Here is a 16,181-nt window from a genome sequence, read left to right as displayed (position 1 = left end):
ATCAATAAGAACGTATTATGGGGTGAACCCGAAAATTACACACAGATAATAGAGGGTTCTTAATATTCAACTTCTAACGGGTATAGCATTTTATACAGGCATAGCATGAGCATTGATATAGCGAAATATCCAACATTGGCATTGGCGGAAACTCCAGAAGAGCTTCGCCTGCTACCCAAAGACACTTTGCCAAAGTTATGCGATGAACTGCGTCAATTTTTGCTGAACAGTGTCAGCCGCTCCAGTGGTCACTTTGCTTCCGGCCTTGGCGCTATCGAGTTAACCGTCGCACTTCACTATATTTATAAAACACCCTTTGACAATTTAGTCTGGGATGTAGGCCATCAAGCCTACCCACATAAAATTTTAACCGGACGTCGTGATCGCATCGATACTATTCGCCAGAAAAATGGTCTGCACCCTTTCCCGTGGCGGGATGAAAGTGAATATGACACCTTATGTGTGGGTCACTCATCCACTTCAATCAGCGCCGGTTTGGGTATGGCAATCGCGGCGAAGCACGAAGGTAAAGGCCGCAAAACCGTTTGTGTGATCGGCGATGGTGCCATCACGGCGGGCATGGCTTTTGAAGCCATGAACCATGCAGGGGATATTGATCCTGATATGCTGGTTATTCTCAATGACAATGAAATGTCTATCTCTGAAAACGTCGGGGCGTTGAATAACCATCTGGCACAATTGCTGTCGGGCAAGCTGTATACAACGCTGCGTGAAGGCGGTAAAAAAGTCTTTTCCAACCTGCCCCCCATCAAAGAGTTACTGAAAAAAACCGAAGAACACCTTAAAGGCATGGTCGTTCCGGGAACGCTGTTTGAAGAACTTGGGTTTAACTACATCGGGCCTGTTGATGGTCATGACGTACTGGCGCTGACCCAAACCTTAAAAAATATGCGTGAACTGAAAGGACCACAATTCCTGCATATCATGACCAAAAAAGGCCGTGGTTATGCGCCGGCGGAAAAAGACCCAATCAGTTGGCATGCTGTTCCCAAATTCGATCCAAAGACGGGCTCCCTGCCCAAAAGTGTGGATACTCGTCCGACATTTTCCAAGATCTTCGGTGACTGGCTGTGTGAAGAAGCCGTCCATGACAAAAAACTGATGGCGATCACCCCGGCCATGCGGGAAGGTTCCGGCATGGTTCGTTTCTCCCGTGAATATCCTGAACAATATTTTGATGTCGCGATTGCCGAGCAACATTCCGTCACTTTTGCCGCGGGTTTGGCTATTGGTGGCTATAAGCCCATTGTCGCCATTTATTCTACCTTCCTGCAACGCGGTTATGATCAGGTGATCCACGATGTTGCCATCCAGAATTTGCCAGTGCTGTTTGCCATCGACCGTGGCGGCGTTGTTGGTGCCGATGGGCAAACCCATCAGGGGGCATTCGACCTATCCTTCCTGCGTTGTCTCCCAAATATGGTGATTATGGCCCCCAGCGATGAAAACGAATGCCGCCAGATGCTGCATACCGGACATCACTATCAAGAAGGCCCTACAGCCGTCCGTTACCCTCGCGGTGCAGGAACCGGTGCCGAACTTCAACCACTGGAAACATTGCCAATAGGTAAAGGCGTACTCCATCGTCAGGGAGAAAGGATTGCGATCCTTAACTTTGGTACATTGTTGCCTTACGCGTTGCAAGCGGCTGAAAACCTGAATGCAACGGTTGTCGATATGCGTTTCGTCAAACCGCTGGATAAAGAGCTGGTACTGGATATGGCGGCTAGCCATGATTTATTGGTGACTTTGGAAGAAAACGCCATTATGGGCGGTGCAGGCAGTGGCGTTAACGAACTTCTGATGCAGGAAAAACGGCCGATTCCCGTATTAAACCTTGGCTTACCGGATTATTTTATACCGCAAGGAACACAGCAAGAACTTCACGCTGATTTGGGTCTGGATGCGGCAGGTATTCAAAACAGTATCGAGCAATATCTGGCTAAATAATCTCTAATATTCGGATGAGTGTTTTGTTAAACACTCATCCATGCTTCTCTCCACATCAATATTTACCCTACCAAATTTTTCTATTGAGATATTTCATTTAATCCCCTAACACATTCAAAAAACGGTTCTGTCGCATTAAGGCATCGTCGGGTAACATGCTGTTTTTTTATGGTGTTACCTGACCATGTCATTGATCCGAAAAGCCTTCCGGCGCCTGCATTATCCCACCGATGTTATCGCTCAGTGTGTTCGGTGGTGCCTGGCCTATGCCCTGAGTCTGCGCAATCTCGAGGAGATGATGGCTGAGCGTGGTGTTATCGTTGATCATTCCACGCTTCACCGTTGGCTCATCCGTCTGGTGCCATTGCTGGATAAGGCATTTCGCCGGCATAAACGGTCGGTAGGCCGCCGCTGGCGAATGGACGAAATCTACATCAAAGTCAAAGGCCAGTGGAAATACCTGTACCGGGCCGTCGACAGCACGGGGCAGACCATCGACTTTCTGCTAACCGCCAAACGGGATGCCGCCGTCGCGTTGCGTTTCTTTCGCAAGGCCATCCGTCACCTCGGCGAACCTGAAATGATGACGATCGATAAAAGCGGCGCCAATACTGCGGCTCTGGCCACGCTCAATGCCGACAAACCTGAAGAGGAAAACATCACCATCAGGCAAAGCAAGTATCTGAATAACCTGGTTGAGCAAGATCACCGTAATATCAAACGTCGGACACGACAGATGCTGGGGTTCAAATCGTTTCGCCGGGCACAGACGCTCCTGGCCGGCATCGAACTGATTCACATGATACGCAAAGGGCAATATCAACATCCACAAAGTGATGGATTATCACCCGCGGAACAATTCTATTTGCTGGCTGCCTAAATAACCGGCAACACCACTTTTGCTAACTTGCCGCCGTTAACGCGACACTGCACTTTATCCAAAGCCACAATACTGAACCCGTGATTTCCGAAGTTTACGCCACCGCCTATGAAGCTCCCCCCCTTATTACATACCGCGATGGGACACTTTCTTGAAACGCTCGCAATAAATGATAAACAACTTTATCATCGAGCAAGCAATGTTCGACAAGTATCTCCTACAAACGCGGCATTTCGGGATCTCTTGCTGGTGACTTTCCGGCAACTTCCTGAATAACAAGAGAGCTAATAATAATGTCAAGTCAGGAAAATAGTTTGAATTTGCGTTGGTCAAGCCTTAATGCCTTACTGATCGTCAGTGCCCGGTTTATTTCTGATTTTGGTGCATTCCTAAATATGGTGGCGCTATCCACCTACGTTTACCTGCTCAGTAATAGCGTCATGCACGTCAGTATTTGCTGCGTAGCCGCAACCTCTTGAGGATGGAAAAACTGTTCTTTATCGGTGTCGCTCTGATGTCAACCGGGTTTATTCTCACCTTCCAACAAAGCAACGTATTCTGGCTACTGACATTTGCAATTTGGGCGGGCATTGGTGGTGGGATCGCGGAAGTCAGCCTGATTTCACGGGCACAAAGCGAACCAGAAAGCTTACGCCTGCCGGTTTTTAGTTTGCTGACGCTGTTGCAAATGACGGGCTTTGGGATAGGTATGCTACTGGTTGCCCCGTTCTACGTCTGGCTGCCACCTTCCATAGTGATCCTGATATTCCACGGATTACCGCTGACGGTATTAGTGCTGGTCTTATTATGGAGCCGATGCTTTACTGTAAGCAAAGTGTAATTGTTGGCAATGTAATAATCAGCACCAATTAAGAGGATAGCTCTGCGGTGCTGATTTTCTGATGATAACAGCATGAATTACTGAGTTAGCTGGTAACAACACCATTCTTGTTTTTTCAGTAATAGCAATATAAAAAATTGCAATAAAGATCACATTTTCATACCTCATGAAACCGGTTACATGGATAGCAAACACCTCTCACATTCCATCTTAAATAAATTGTTTACCCTGCCTATAGCAACTCATTCGAATTGGAGTTATCCCAAAATACATAGATAAACATGTAATTGGACGGGTGCAACCAACAAAGCAACAGCTTGGAAAATAACAGGCATATTATAATATTAATAATTATTTAAGGTTATATATGAGTCAAATAACCCCTCAGTTAACAAACATGTGGAATAAGAGTCATGACTCATGGTCTGTAAAAGATAAGGAGCTGCGTTTTATATATACAAATAAGGTATTTATTGAATTAAATAATTTACCTGAAGATTTTGATGCTATCGGGTATACCGAAAAAGAATTACCTGTTTCTTTCAATCATTATGTTCATCTTTCTGAAGATCATGACCGCCAGGTCTTACAATCTATGCAACGAATATCATCTGTCACAGCTTATTTTCAACGAAGTGCTCAACAAACAAAGCCCTATTTTTGTGAAAAACATCCATTGATGGATGAAGATAATCAATGTATCGGCGTTATTTGTCATACTAAAGAAATAAATCATTTTTCAGTACATCATTATATTAAAAGCGATATGGCTACATCTATTAATCTTAATCCTCCGAACAATATACTGACAGAAAAAGAATGGCGAATCATTTTCTTATTCTGTCGCGGGATCAGAAACAAAGATATCGCTCATAATTTGAAAATATCATGCCGCACTCTGGAAAAACATTTTAAAATCATCTATGAAAAATTATCAATCAATTCGATTATTGAGTTAAAAACACTTTGTGAGAAAAACAATTACAACCTATATATCCCGCCAGAATATTTAAAATCAATAAACCATGCTTTGCTATATTAAAGGCAATACCTATAATGCGGTTAAACCATTCAAACAAACATGATAGATTACTCGCTTGAAATAAAATCAACGAAACCTTTCATGATAATTTGAACAAGTTTGGATATGATCCCAAATCATATTTATCTTATATAACCGCTGGGGGAAGAGCATGGCCACAATGAAAGACGTAGCACATCACGCCAAAGTATCCGTAGCCACTGTCAGCCGTGTCATTAATAATACAGCTTACGTCGAACCGGGAACTCGTGAACGTGTAGAAAAAGCCATGCGTGAGTTCAACTATCACCGTAATTCAGCAGCACTCGCATTGGCAAAAAGATCCGGGAATATGTTGGGATTACTAACGGGTAATCTGGCTGACCCTTTCTTTTCTCTTTTGGCTCGCGGCGTTGAAAACATTGCCCGGAAAAAAGAAGCCAAACTCATGGTTTGTAGTGGGGGGCATCAAGCTGAACTTGAAAAATCTGCCCTAGACTTTTTAATCAATCAAGGATGTGAAGCAATAGTAGCCCATATTAGTAGAATGAGCGAAGCAGATATATTACGTTATGCGGCCCACACCCCAGGATTAGTGATTATCAACCGATATTTCCCAGCTATCGCTAACCGATGTGTTTGGTTAGATAATGTCAGTGCTTCTCAGACAGCTACCAACTATCTTCTCCAAAATGGTCATCGAAAAATTGCTTATGTAACAACAGACCTGCCGATAGATGACAGAAGGCTCCGTTTGGAGGGATATCATGCTGCAATGGCTGATGCGGGTATCACGGTGCCCAGTGATTGGGTTATCAGCGTTCCATTTAACGAAAAAGGCGGGGAACAAGCAGCAGAAAAGCTCTTGGACAGCGGCATCAACTTTACTGCGGTATTAACATTCAACGACGTTATGGCCGCCGGTATGATGCGATCCCTGCATCGGCGGAAAATCAACTTACCGGAACAACTGTCAATCGTTGGGTTTGATGATATTGTCACAGCCCGATATCTCTATCCCCCCTTAACAACCATACATAATCCAATCGAACAAATGGCGCAACGGGCGGCCAATCTGGCATTACAACTCAACGCCAAAAAAGAACTGCTTCCACAAAAAAATATGTTCTCAACGAAACTTATCATCAGAGATTCCGTTTTTTTGATAGAGTAGTTTTTTTCAATAACCTACCGAAAACTGGATTTTTACATGGATGACAAGAAAAAACTTAATCTAGGACTCTCCATACTACCGATTGCAGCCATGCTCCTACTACTCATCATTGGCTATGGTCAACTGGGTCTGCGCATCGAATCCTTATTGCTTATATCAGCAGCTATAGCAGCAGCCTTGGCATATTGGCAAGGCTATCGCTGGGATAACATTATTGATGCCATTGTGGCAAAGCTCGCCAAAGCAATGCCAGTGATCATGATCCTGATTTGCGTCGGGGGGTTAATTGGTACCTGGATGTTCAGCGGAACTATACCTTACATGGTCTACTGGGGCTTAAAGCTGATTAGCCCTCAATACATACTCATTGCCGCCTTCTTTATCACCAGCGTTATCTCTGTTTGTACTGGCACATCATGGGGATCAGCCGGAACAGTTGGGGTTGCCCTAATGGGAGTTGCTTCAGGCCTTGATGTGTCTTTAGCAGCTGTAGCGGGTGCGATTGTTTCAGGTGCATATTTCGGCGATAAAATTTCACCGTTATCTGACTCAACTAATTTCGCAGCCATCGTTGCTGATACTGATCTTTACAGCCATATTCGACATTTAATGTATACCACTATCCCTGGCTTTGTTTTAGCCAGCATCGTTTATTTTATTGCAGGCCATACAAGCTTAACAAATGGTGCCTCAACCCCCGAAAAAATCACAGAAATAATACAATCTCTTGAAAACCTGTATCGCTTTAATTTATTGCTGATTTTGCCACCGATGCTGGTTCTGTGGGGTGCTATGACAAAACGCCCAGTGATCCCAGTCATGTTGACTGCCTGTACATTAGCTATTGCGATAGGTATAGGTGTTCAAGGATTCACAGTTAAACAAGGTCTTAATGCCTTAATTGATGGTTTTAATCTCTCAATGTTCTCTGACCAAGGACACAATATCACAGGAGTTGTTAACGATGTTCCCCGCTTACTCAATCGCGGTGGCATGTCATCAATGATGAGCACTGTTTTGCTTGTATTTTGTGCATTTTCGTTTGCAGGTACCTTAACACTCACAGGCGCCCTAACTATCATCATTAACCAGCTTCTGCGCGCTATTCACACAACCGGGCAACTTATTGCTGCAACTCTAGCCACAACCATTCTTGTAACTGGAGCAACCTGTGATGGAAAACTAGCTCTCCTTATCCCGGCAGAATTGTTCAAAGGGGCTTATCGCCGGATGGGGCTGGATAACAAAAATCTATCACGCACCATAGAAGATGGTTGTACTGTCATTGAACCTCTGCTCCCTTGGACTTCAGCTGGCATTTACATGGCGACGACATTAGGTGTCAGTACGCTTGATTTACTCCCTTGGGCAATCCAGTGCTATGCTGCAGTCTTTTTTGCTCTCATTTATGGTTTTACTGGTTTTGGTATAGCAAAAATTATGCCAGAAACTATACCCGAAACCACACCAGAAAATTCCCTGAAGAAAAAGGAAATTCAACGTGAAATCATGTGATTTCAACCAGATATTTGATCGCTACAATACGGGCTCTGTTAAGTGGGATTTTTTAGATCGCTACCTAAACATAAACACAACTGACCTTCTGCCAATGTGGGTATCTGATTTCGACTTTCGATGCCCAGAAGAAGTCCTGCAAGCTTTATCCTCCCGAATTGACCACGGAATTTTTGGTTATAGCGAACGCGACGACCTCTACTACCAAGCAGTAATAGATTGGTTTTCAAAACGCCATAACCTGATGTTGCACAGGGATTGGTTTACATCAATAGAAGGTGTCATACCCGGATTAGCTTTACTGATACAAATGCTGAGTAAATCAGGAGAAGGAATCATCGTACAAGGCCCCTATTATGGTTCATTTGCCAAAATTATCACGATGAATGACAGGGTGGTCATTGAAAATCCACTTCTTGAGAATCCGGAAGGTTACAAAATTGATTATGACCATCTGGAATACATATTAGAGCAACACAGACCTCCTCTACTATTGTTCTGTAACCCACATAATCCTACTGGTCGATGCTGGAATCGTGACGAATTACTCCAGCTATTGGAACTCTGCAAAAGGTATGGCACAACAGTAATTTCTGATGAAATTTGGGCTGATTTAATTTTGCCCGGAGAAAAATTTACCTCAATATTGCATCTTGGAAGTGAATGGCATAGTCATGTTATTACTGCCACCTCAGCCAGTAAGACGTTTGGGCTTTCCTCACTCCGTATATCAAACTTTCTTATCCCTAATCTCGCTCTCCGGCAAGCCTTTATTGATCGGTTAAATGCTCACGGATTGGATGTATTCAATTCATTATCTATGACCGCAGCTACAGCAGCTTACCAATATGGGGATATATGGCTTGATAAACTACAGGATTATCTGGCTGAAAATCGTAACTGGCTCGAACAGGCTTTAGCATCTTCCATTCCCTGGTGCCGAATGGTCAAAGCGGAAGGGACATATCTGGCTTGGCTGGATTGCCGTGATTTAGGTTTAGATGATAGCACGTTACAACAATCGTTAATCGAAAAAGCGAAAATAGCTGTTTCAATGGGATGCAGTTTTGGTGATAAAGGAAAAGGATTTATCCGTATAAACTTAGGTTGTCCTCGTCAATACCTTGAACAAGCCATCACTGGTTTAGCTCAGTTAAAACGATAATGTTAACATTCTAAAATAAACAGGTATCCGAAAAACCAATCCTACTTTAATTTTATAGTTCTACCTGAAACTTTTTACAAAAAGTTTCAGGTAGTTATCTTCCTTTTACTGATTTCTGCATAAAGTATGTTTGTAAAAGTCATTTAAAATATCTGTTTGGTTATAGAAATAGCTGATAGTGATGTTCCTCATTTCTGAATAAGCCAATAATATCAACTCAATGCCACTCTTGCTATAAGCATTTCCTTTTCCTCTCTCAATCTGGTTATTTAACGCATTAAATGCGTATCCTATTTTTTATATTATTACAAGCTTTTCCCTGGAACTGGCACTAGTAAAAAAATACTAAAAACATCAGTACTAAAGCGTTAACTTCTGCTGGAAACAGTAAAACATTCTCTAAATAAAATTTAGCATCTTATAACAAAATATAACTTATCAATTCAATCAGTAATTGAAGAATAAAAAAACACTCTTATAGATGTTCTTACGATTGATAAGACACTTAAAAAGTTTAGTTATTTTTCGAAATTTAGGAAGCGTATTAAATACTTTAACGAACATTTACTATCTTAAAAAATAAACAGCAGTAAATATTTAGTTACATTATGTGAATATTTCAATATAAATATTTCACAAATTGAATATAAAAGTAAACTATCTATTTCGAAAAATAAAAAATTATATTGATAATCTATTTTATACATCCATGTTTCAACATAATGCCAGATTTAATGATTTTTATTTAACACCAATCAATATAGAATTACTTCTTGGATTCGCCTAATAAGTGCAATTTCTGAGAAAGGTGGTCAGTTGCTATAGTAGGCATCTTTCTCGCCAAAGGAAAATGCACTATGGCCTATACACAACTAACCGAAATAGAAAGATATCAGATTTTCAGCTTAAAAGAAGTCGCTTTTACACAACGTCTTATTGCAACGTCACTCAGTCGAGATCCATCAACGATTAGCCAGGAATTGAGAAGAAATCGGAAGACACAGAAATACTGTCCTAAACAGGCTCAGCTTAAAGCATCAGAGCACCGCCATTCTGCCATAAAAGCAGTCAAAGTCACGCCAGAGATAACAAAGTGGGTTAATCAGTTAATTTGGCAAGATTTAAACCCTGAAAAAACTGTCGGTTATCTCAAAAGGGAAAAGAAAATATCTTACATCATGAAACGGTATGGAAGTTATGAACGCAAAGGAAAAATCAAAAAAGAGTCAGTATTGATAAACAACCAAAATTTGTTAATAAAAAGCAACGTATTGGTAATTGGGAATGTGATACCATCGTTGGAAAAGATCATAAAAGTGCATTATTAACATTGGATGAGCGGAAATTACGATTTACGATCATTGATTAAACTTGAAAATAAAACAGCGGAAGCCGTCGCAAAAGTGGCGATAAAGCACTTATCACCTCTAAAACAGAAAGTTAAAAGCATAACATTTGATAATGACCTGGAATTTGCCGAACATGAGCTTCTCAATAAAAATTTAGAGAGTACTTTCCAAAAGGAACAGTTTTAATAAGGTATCAGAGCTGGAGATCAACCTCGTGGCAAACCGATGAAATAAACGTCCTTGGAAAACACACACCGAATGAACTATTCAAAGAAATACCAACGCGTTTACTTCGTTTATAACGGTGTTGTACTTATTATGTGAATGTAATCTTTTTTAGATTATCAACAATATTAATAGAGTATAATATTAGTAAAATTTAACTTTCAATTAAAAAATAATTTCAAAATGAAATAATATTTTTTGTATTAAAATTAATGAATACACAACCTTTGATTGACTAATTATTTTGCCATATTATATGGTTACATTATTCTAATCACTACTAGAAAATAATTAATATATAAAATATGAAAAATTCAAATAATATCACTCCGCAATTAATTCATATGTGGAAAAAAAGTATTGAACCTTGGGGAGCAACAGATCTCCAATCAAGGTTTATCTATGCCAATTCTGCTTTCTATCAGTTGCTAGACCTTCCTGAAGATTTCGACATTACAGGGCTTAATATAGGCGAATTACCTTCACCTATTGCAAAGTATAGAGAAGAATTTTACCTACAAGATCAAAAAGTTATTCAAAAAATGCAACGAGTAACTTCAATGGAAACTCACCCATTTGGAAAATATAAAGTTAAACAATCTTATCTCTGTGATAAATATCCACTATATGATAATAGCGGCGGCTGCATTGGTATCATTTTTCATATGTACAAAACTCAAGGATTCTCCATCTCTTATTATTATGATGGCGTTATTCCTGAATCACCGGAGTTCAAACCTCCCAGCGATAAACTGGAGCAAATTGAGTGGGAAATTCTCTTTTTACTCTTACGATCATTAGATGAAAAAAGTATTAGTGAAGAATTAATGATAAATATTCATGATGTTACTAATTATATGCAATCAGTTTATCAAAAGCTTAATCTCTCAAAACATCTAGAACTGAAAAAATTCTGCAAAGAACAGAAACTAGATCGCTATATTCCTGAAAGGTTTGTCACTGTTGGTAGTAGAGAACTAAACTGATTATATTATTCAAACATAATAAAGGAATAATGATATGAGTAATAAACCCATCATTTCACCTCAAATAATCAACACACTAGCAGCCAGTAACGATCCCTGGGGAATAAAAGATAAAAGCTCTTGTTTTATTTATGGCAACAAGGCATTGAATGCTATTAAAGGATTTTCTGATTCATTCAATTTTGAAGGACTTAATGATAACGAACTTCCTTGGGATGGCGCTGAATTTGCAAAGGAATATATTCTTCATGACCAAAAGGTAATGCAGGAAGAAAAATCATACACTTCACTCGAAACACATATTTGGGGAGAAACAAAAGCATTATCATCTTATTTTTGCGAAAAATCACCTATTTATCATGAAAATGGTGAGTGTATAGGGATCATATATCACTTATGGAAAGCCCAAGATTATTCACTGACCCGTCTATACCATGGCAAACTCCCTGCTTCCATTATGTTTCAACCACCTACTCATCTATTTACCCAACGAGAATGGGATATTATTTTCCTCTCTCTGCACAAATATACCAGCAAACAAATGGGCAGAATATTAAATATTTCCTATCGTACCGTGGAAAATTATACGGCACAAATATATAAAAAAGTTGGTGTTAACTCAGCTCAACAATTAGAAGAATACTGTCGATTGAATAATTTTGATCTCTATGTACCAGAAAGATTTCTACGCCCTGAAAGCCGCATTTTGGTTTGAATCTTGAAAAAAAGATAGCAGAGCCTTTTTAAGGTTCTGCTGGAAATAATGTGCAAAATATTCTCACCAAATAAGCTCATTTTGCATTCAATGAGTGATCTGCATTCCATTTTTGCAATCCAATTCAGATTTTACTTGCCTGTTTTTTGATCGCAATCTATTTATTTTTCAACAATATAAAAACAATGAATTAACAATAAACATATTTAAACCAACAATAAAACAACACCTATTTTTCAGGGGGAGTAGAATATGCAGCACACTATCAATTTTTGGCCCCTCATCGGGATTGCCGTCATTATCATTGGTTTTATCATCAGATTTAATCCTGTTCTGGTTGTTACCGTTGCCGGCCTCGTCACCGGGTTGTCAGCCCAAATGCCATTCATCGATATTCTGGAAAAGCTAGGTTCAGGGTTTATTAATACACTAAATCTGATGCTGACTATTTTGTTTCCCTTAGTCATCATTGGCCTGTTGGAAAGACATGGGTTAAAAGAACACGCCCAAAAAACGATTGCTCATATCAAAACTGCCACTACCGGAAGATTACTGATTATCTATCTGTTTATACGTGAAACTACCGCCGCATTGGGGTTAACCAGTTTAGGTGGTCATCCACAAATGGTTCGCCCTTTACTCGCTCCTATGGCAGAAGGTGCGGCTGAAAATCAATATGGTGAATTACCGGATTCAGTCCGCCATCGCATTCGTGCTATGTCCGCTGCAACGGATAATACGGGTCTGTTCTTTGGTGAAGATATTTTTGTCGCCTTTGGGGCAATTATTTTTATGCACAATTTCATGTTGGAATCGGGTGGAATTCAAACCGAACCGCTGCATATTGCCCTTTGGGGGATTCCCACTGCTATTTGTGCTTTTCTTATCCATTCTGTTCGTCTATATCGCCTGGATTACCGCCTTGCCAATGAACTTAGTTCTTTGAATCACACCCGTATGAACAGCAAGGAGGCAAGATAATGTTTCAATTACAATATCTCTATGTGCTGGCAGGGCTGCTCTTACTGGCTGTTGCCATTATGTCATGGCGTGATAAAGCCAATCCTCGCCGCTTAACAACAGGCTTGTTCTGGGCACTGTATGGTTTAATTTTTCTGGTGGGGAAATGGAGCGGCCATCTGGCGGCTATCTGGATCAGTGATGAAGCCCACGCCCAGAAAATCGCCCATATCAGTGTTGGTGTGCTGGTCATTGTTATGGCGCTGCTGGCAGGATTCGGTGGAGTGCGTTTGGGAAACTATCATCAACGTACACCAGAACAACGGCAGAAAAGTGCTGATCGTCTTGGTCATCGGTTATTTTTGCCCGCCCTGCTGATCCCTGTCGTCACAATGCTAGGGGTGCTAATGTTTAACCACATTCCCGGCTTACAGCAGGCTGTATTTGGTGAAGGCAATCACTCCACGCTGGTAACACTCTTTTCCATTACTCTTGGTTGCCTGATTGGGTTAATTATCGCGTTACGCATGAGCCGCGATAATATCACACAGCCTATACAGGAAACTCGCCGCTTGTTGGATTCCATTGGCAGTGTATCTATTTTGCCGCAGCTCCTGGCAACTCTCGGATTGTTATTCACCGCAGCCGGTGTGGGTACGGTGATTTCTCACTTAACTGAAAATTATTTGTATGTCGATAATCGTTTTATTGCAGTGGTAACGTATGTCTTTGGCATGGCTCTGCTGACCATGATAATGGGAAATGCTTTCGCCGCTTTCCCGATTATCACTGCCGGTATTGGCATCCCCATTCTGATTTTACAGCACAATGGTAATCCCGCAGTTATGGCGGCCATCGGGATGTTTTCCGGCTATTGTGGAACGTTGATGACACCTATGGCAGCGAATTTCAATATCGTTCCCGCAGTACTGTTAGAGTTGCCTGATCGCAATGCCGTTATCAAGGCTCAGATTCCCACAGGATGTGCTTTACTTATTACCAATGTGTTCTTGCTCTATTTTCTAATGTTCTTATAAAACAACAAAAAGGAATCGTCATGAAAACTATTTTAGTCACTGGTTTTGAGCCTTTCGGAGGAGATAGGATAAATCCATCATGGGAAGCCATCAAACCATTACAGGGTTGCCAATTCGCTGACGCGATTATTGAAGTTTGCCAACTCCCCTGTATTTTTGATACCGCTTTACAACATCTCCATACAGCTATTGACCGGACTCAGCCAGAATTGGTGATTTCAGTAGGGCAGGCAGGAGGCAGGGCAGATATCAGCGTAGAACGCGTCGCAATTAATATCAATGATGCCAATATTCCCGATAATAAAGGGAACCAGCCGATTGATACTCCTGTTATTTCCGGTGGCCCTGTAGCATATTTATCTAACCTACCGATCAAAACTATGGTTAATACGTTGAGGAAGGCGGGAATTCCTGCATCAGTTTCCCAAACTGCCGGCACTTTTGTTTGCAATCATGTGATGTATGGTTTATTGCATTATTTAACACAAAATTTCCCCTCTGCACGTGGCGGATTTATCCATGTTCCTTATCTTCCAGAACAAGCCAAAATCCTCTTTGATACACCAAGCATGACGCTAGAATTGATGGCAATGGCACTTAAAATAGCTATTGAAACTGCGTGGGAAAATCAATCTGATACTGTCGTGACGGGCGGTGCTATACACTAAGAAATGCACGCATTGAAAGAATAAATCGGTACAGGAAATAGATTAGCCACTGAATACAGTGGCTAATCAGAAAAACGCTACATTAGAAATGTCATACATCAGAAAGGCAATAATTGGTAGAAATTCAACAGCCAGATAACCGCAACTGCAAAAATTGCCGCGATAATGTCATCCAGCATGATACCAACTCCGCCTTTTACATAGCGGTCAAACCAGCGAATCGGCCACGGCTTCCACATATCAAAAATACGGAACACCACAAAGCCCACTAAAATCCACTGCCAGTTGAGTACCGGAATTGCCATCAATGTGATCCACATGCCGATGAATTCATCCCAGACCACGCAACCCGGATCTTCTACATTCATGGCATCGGCAGCTTTTTGACAAATCACACAACCAATAACAGTTCCTAACAAGATGGCTATCCATATTCCCCATGCAGGTAATTGCACCAGCAATAACCAGAAAGGGATCGCCGCCACTGAGCCCATCGTGCCCGGTATAATCGGCGATAAGCCACTACCGAACCCCGTAGCCAATAAATGCCACGGATTGCTCATCTTTAAGCGGCGCTTTGCATCATCCATGTGTTCCCTCCGTTTGGTCATTTTCCTCTTGCTGTGCTGCCGAACAAGGTGCTACAGGTTTTTTATCAGTTTTAAAATGGTCAAAACCGTTCAGATTCAGCTCAATTTCTTCGTTATGATTAAAATAGCGGATACCTTCTGATTCTGGCCTGATTTGCCCGATACAGCAGAAACTCGCACCAGAATGGGCCAATGCCATATTTAACGCACCACGGTTAAGCTCAGGTACAGTAAAGCACAATTCATAATCTTCACCACCGCTCAGTGCCCATTTCAATGCCTGTTCAGAGGCAACATATTGCTGCATAGCTTCCGAATAAGGCAGCGCATCCAGATTAATACGCGCACCACATTGGCTGGCTGTCAGAATATGGTTGAGATCAGAAATTAAACCATCGGACAGATCAATTGCGGAAGAAGCAAGATCGCGCAATGCCTGCCCTTGTAGAACCCGAGGTTGTGGACGGAGATGACGTTTGACCAACCAATTATGGATCGCGGCATCCTCCACTGTCAGACGATCTTGCAACAGAGCAAGCCCTGCGGCACTATCTCCCAGTGTTCCGGTTACATAAATCCAGTCACCATTTTTCGCACCCGCACGGCGCAGTGCCCTGCCAGCCGGAACCAAACCATGTACGGTTAACGTCAAACTCATGGGGCCTTTCGTCGTATCCCCACCGATCAACTGCATACCATAATAATTCAGTTGCTCAAACAAACTGTCACTGAATCGCTTTAACCAATCCTCATTGACATCAGGTAGCGTTAAAGCCAATGATGCCCAAGCGGGATCTGCCCCAACAGCGGCCAAGTCACTGATATTGACAGCCAATGCCTTATAGGCCAAATCTTCCGGTGAGATGTCAGGGAGAAAATGAATGCCGGCAACCAACGTATCTGTAGTTACCGCTAATTCTTGCTTATCTGCAACGGTCATCAGCGCACAATCATCGCCAATCCCGAGATTGACATCACGGCGACGGCTAACATGGCGATTGAAATAACGTGCAATGAGGTCAAATTCACCACATGCCATAGTAGAATTCCAAAAAGTGACTAACGATGAACACACAAGGCCGGG

At 41.6% G+C, this 16,181-nt stretch carries 16 protein-coding genes and 1 pseudogene; 15 read left to right on the top strand and 2 right to left on the bottom strand.

Going from position 1 to position 16,181, the window contains the following annotated elements:
• Window positions 1-105 precede the first annotated feature (105 nt).
• From dxs to pcp, 15 genes and pseudogenes are all read left to right on the top strand, one after another.
• Window positions 106-1,971: a 1-deoxy-D-xylulose-5-phosphate synthase gene (gene dxs / locus Xenpb_RS01430; protein WP_187652754.1), complete on the top strand. Its 1,866-nt coding sequence runs from the start codon at window positions 106-108 to the stop codon at window positions 1,969-1,971.
• A 184-nt stretch (window positions 1,972-2,155) separates the two neighbouring features.
• Window positions 2,156-2,851: an IS6 family transposase gene (locus Xenpb_RS01425; RefSeq protein ID WP_187652753.1), complete on the top strand. Its 696-nt coding sequence runs from the start codon at window positions 2,156-2,158 to the stop codon at window positions 2,849-2,851.
• Window positions 2,852-2,959: 108 nt separating this feature from the next.
• Window positions 2,960-3,127 carry a 2OG-Fe dioxygenase family protein gene (locus Xenpb_RS19835; protein WP_368666788.1) on the top strand — a complete coding sequence of 56 codons (168 nt, stop codon included), beginning with the start codon at window positions 2,960-2,962 and terminating at the stop codon, window positions 3,125-3,127.
• A 17-nt stretch (window positions 3,128-3,144) separates the two neighbouring features.
• Window positions 3,145-3,330 carry a hypothetical protein gene (locus tag Xenpb_RS19830; protein WP_255522989.1) on the top strand — a complete coding sequence of 62 codons (186 nt, stop codon included), beginning with the start codon at window positions 3,145-3,147 and terminating at the stop codon, window positions 3,328-3,330.
• 2 nt (window positions 3,331-3,332) lie between these two features.
• Complete coding sequence (locus Xenpb_RS01415; RefSeq protein ID WP_255522988.1) at window positions 3,333-3,692, top strand: hypothetical protein; 360 nt, start codon at window positions 3,333-3,335, stop codon at window positions 3,690-3,692.
• A 367-nt stretch (window positions 3,693-4,059) separates the two neighbouring features.
• Window positions 4,060-4,734 carry a PAS and helix-turn-helix domain-containing protein gene (locus Xenpb_RS01410; protein WP_187652752.1) on the top strand — a complete coding sequence of 225 codons (675 nt, stop codon included), beginning with the start codon at window positions 4,060-4,062 and terminating at the stop codon, window positions 4,732-4,734.
• Between the two features lie 151 nt (window positions 4,735-4,885).
• The gene (locus Xenpb_RS01405; protein ID WP_187652751.1) at window positions 4,886-5,887 is read left to right on the top strand and encodes a LacI family DNA-binding transcriptional regulator; all 1,002 of its coding nucleotides are present in this window, start codon (window positions 4,886-4,888) and stop codon (window positions 5,885-5,887) included.
• Between the two features lie 36 nt (window positions 5,888-5,923).
• Window positions 5,924-7,402 (top strand): Na+/H+ antiporter NhaC, encoded by a 1,479-nt coding sequence (nhaC, locus tag Xenpb_RS01400; protein WP_187652750.1) that lies wholly within the window; start codon window positions 5,924-5,926, stop codon window positions 7,400-7,402.
• Entirely contained in the window at window positions 7,389-8,567 is a 1,179-nt protein-coding gene (locus Xenpb_RS01395; protein WP_187652749.1) for a MalY/PatB family protein, read from the top strand. Before nhaC ends, Xenpb_RS01395 begins: the two co-directional genes overlap by 14 nt.
• 857 nt (window positions 8,568-9,424) lie before the next feature.
• Window positions 9,425-10,142: pseudogene (locus Xenpb_RS01390) on the top strand (IS30 family transposase); the annotation flags it as partial.
• 304 nt (window positions 10,143-10,446) lie between these two features.
• On the top strand, window positions 10,447-11,127 hold the full coding sequence (locus Xenpb_RS01385; protein WP_187652748.1) for a PAS domain-containing protein: 681 nt from the start codon (window positions 10,447-10,449) through the stop codon (window positions 11,125-11,127).
• Between the two features lie 34 nt (window positions 11,128-11,161).
• Window positions 11,162-11,842, top strand: coding sequence for a PAS and helix-turn-helix domain-containing protein (locus Xenpb_RS01380; RefSeq protein WP_187652747.1), 681 nt, complete (start codon window positions 11,162-11,164; stop codon window positions 11,840-11,842).
• A 252-nt stretch (window positions 11,843-12,094) separates the two neighbouring features.
• Window positions 12,095-12,823 (top strand): DUF969 domain-containing protein, encoded by a 729-nt coding sequence (locus tag Xenpb_RS01375; RefSeq protein WP_187652746.1) that lies wholly within the window; start codon window positions 12,095-12,097, stop codon window positions 12,821-12,823.
• Entirely contained in the window at window positions 12,820-13,839 is a 1,020-nt protein-coding gene (locus Xenpb_RS01370; protein WP_187652845.1) for a DUF979 domain-containing protein, read from the top strand. Before Xenpb_RS01375 ends, Xenpb_RS01370 begins: the two co-directional genes overlap by 4 nt.
• A 20-nt stretch (window positions 13,840-13,859) precedes the next feature.
• Window positions 13,860-14,507, top strand: a complete 648-nt coding sequence (gene pcp / locus Xenpb_RS01365) for a pyroglutamyl-peptidase I (RefSeq protein ID WP_187652745.1) — start codon at window positions 13,860-13,862, stop codon at window positions 14,505-14,507.
• A 98-nt stretch (window positions 14,508-14,605) separates the two neighbouring features.
• On the opposite strand, the gene pgpA is transcribed toward pcp, so the two are convergent.
• Both pgpA and thiL read right to left on the bottom strand, forming a co-directional pair.
• Window positions 14,606-15,097, bottom strand: coding sequence for a phosphatidylglycerophosphatase A (gene pgpA, locus Xenpb_RS01360; protein WP_187652744.1), 492 nt, complete (start codon window positions 15,095-15,097; stop codon window positions 14,606-14,608).
• Window positions 15,090-16,136: a thiamine-phosphate kinase gene (gene thiL, locus Xenpb_RS01355; protein WP_187652743.1), complete on the bottom strand. Its 1,047-nt coding sequence runs from the start codon at window positions 16,134-16,136 to the stop codon at window positions 15,090-15,092. Before thiL ends, pgpA begins: the two co-directional genes overlap by 8 nt.
• Window positions 16,137-16,181: the final 45 nt, after the last annotated feature.

It is taken from the genome of Xenorhabdus sp. PB62.4 (assembly GCF_014467285.1).
Classification (GTDB): Bacteria; Pseudomonadota; Gammaproteobacteria; order Enterobacterales; family Enterobacteriaceae; genus Xenorhabdus.
Note: the sequence above shows the minus strand (reverse complement) of the source record. Positions and strands in the feature narration are given on the sequence as shown.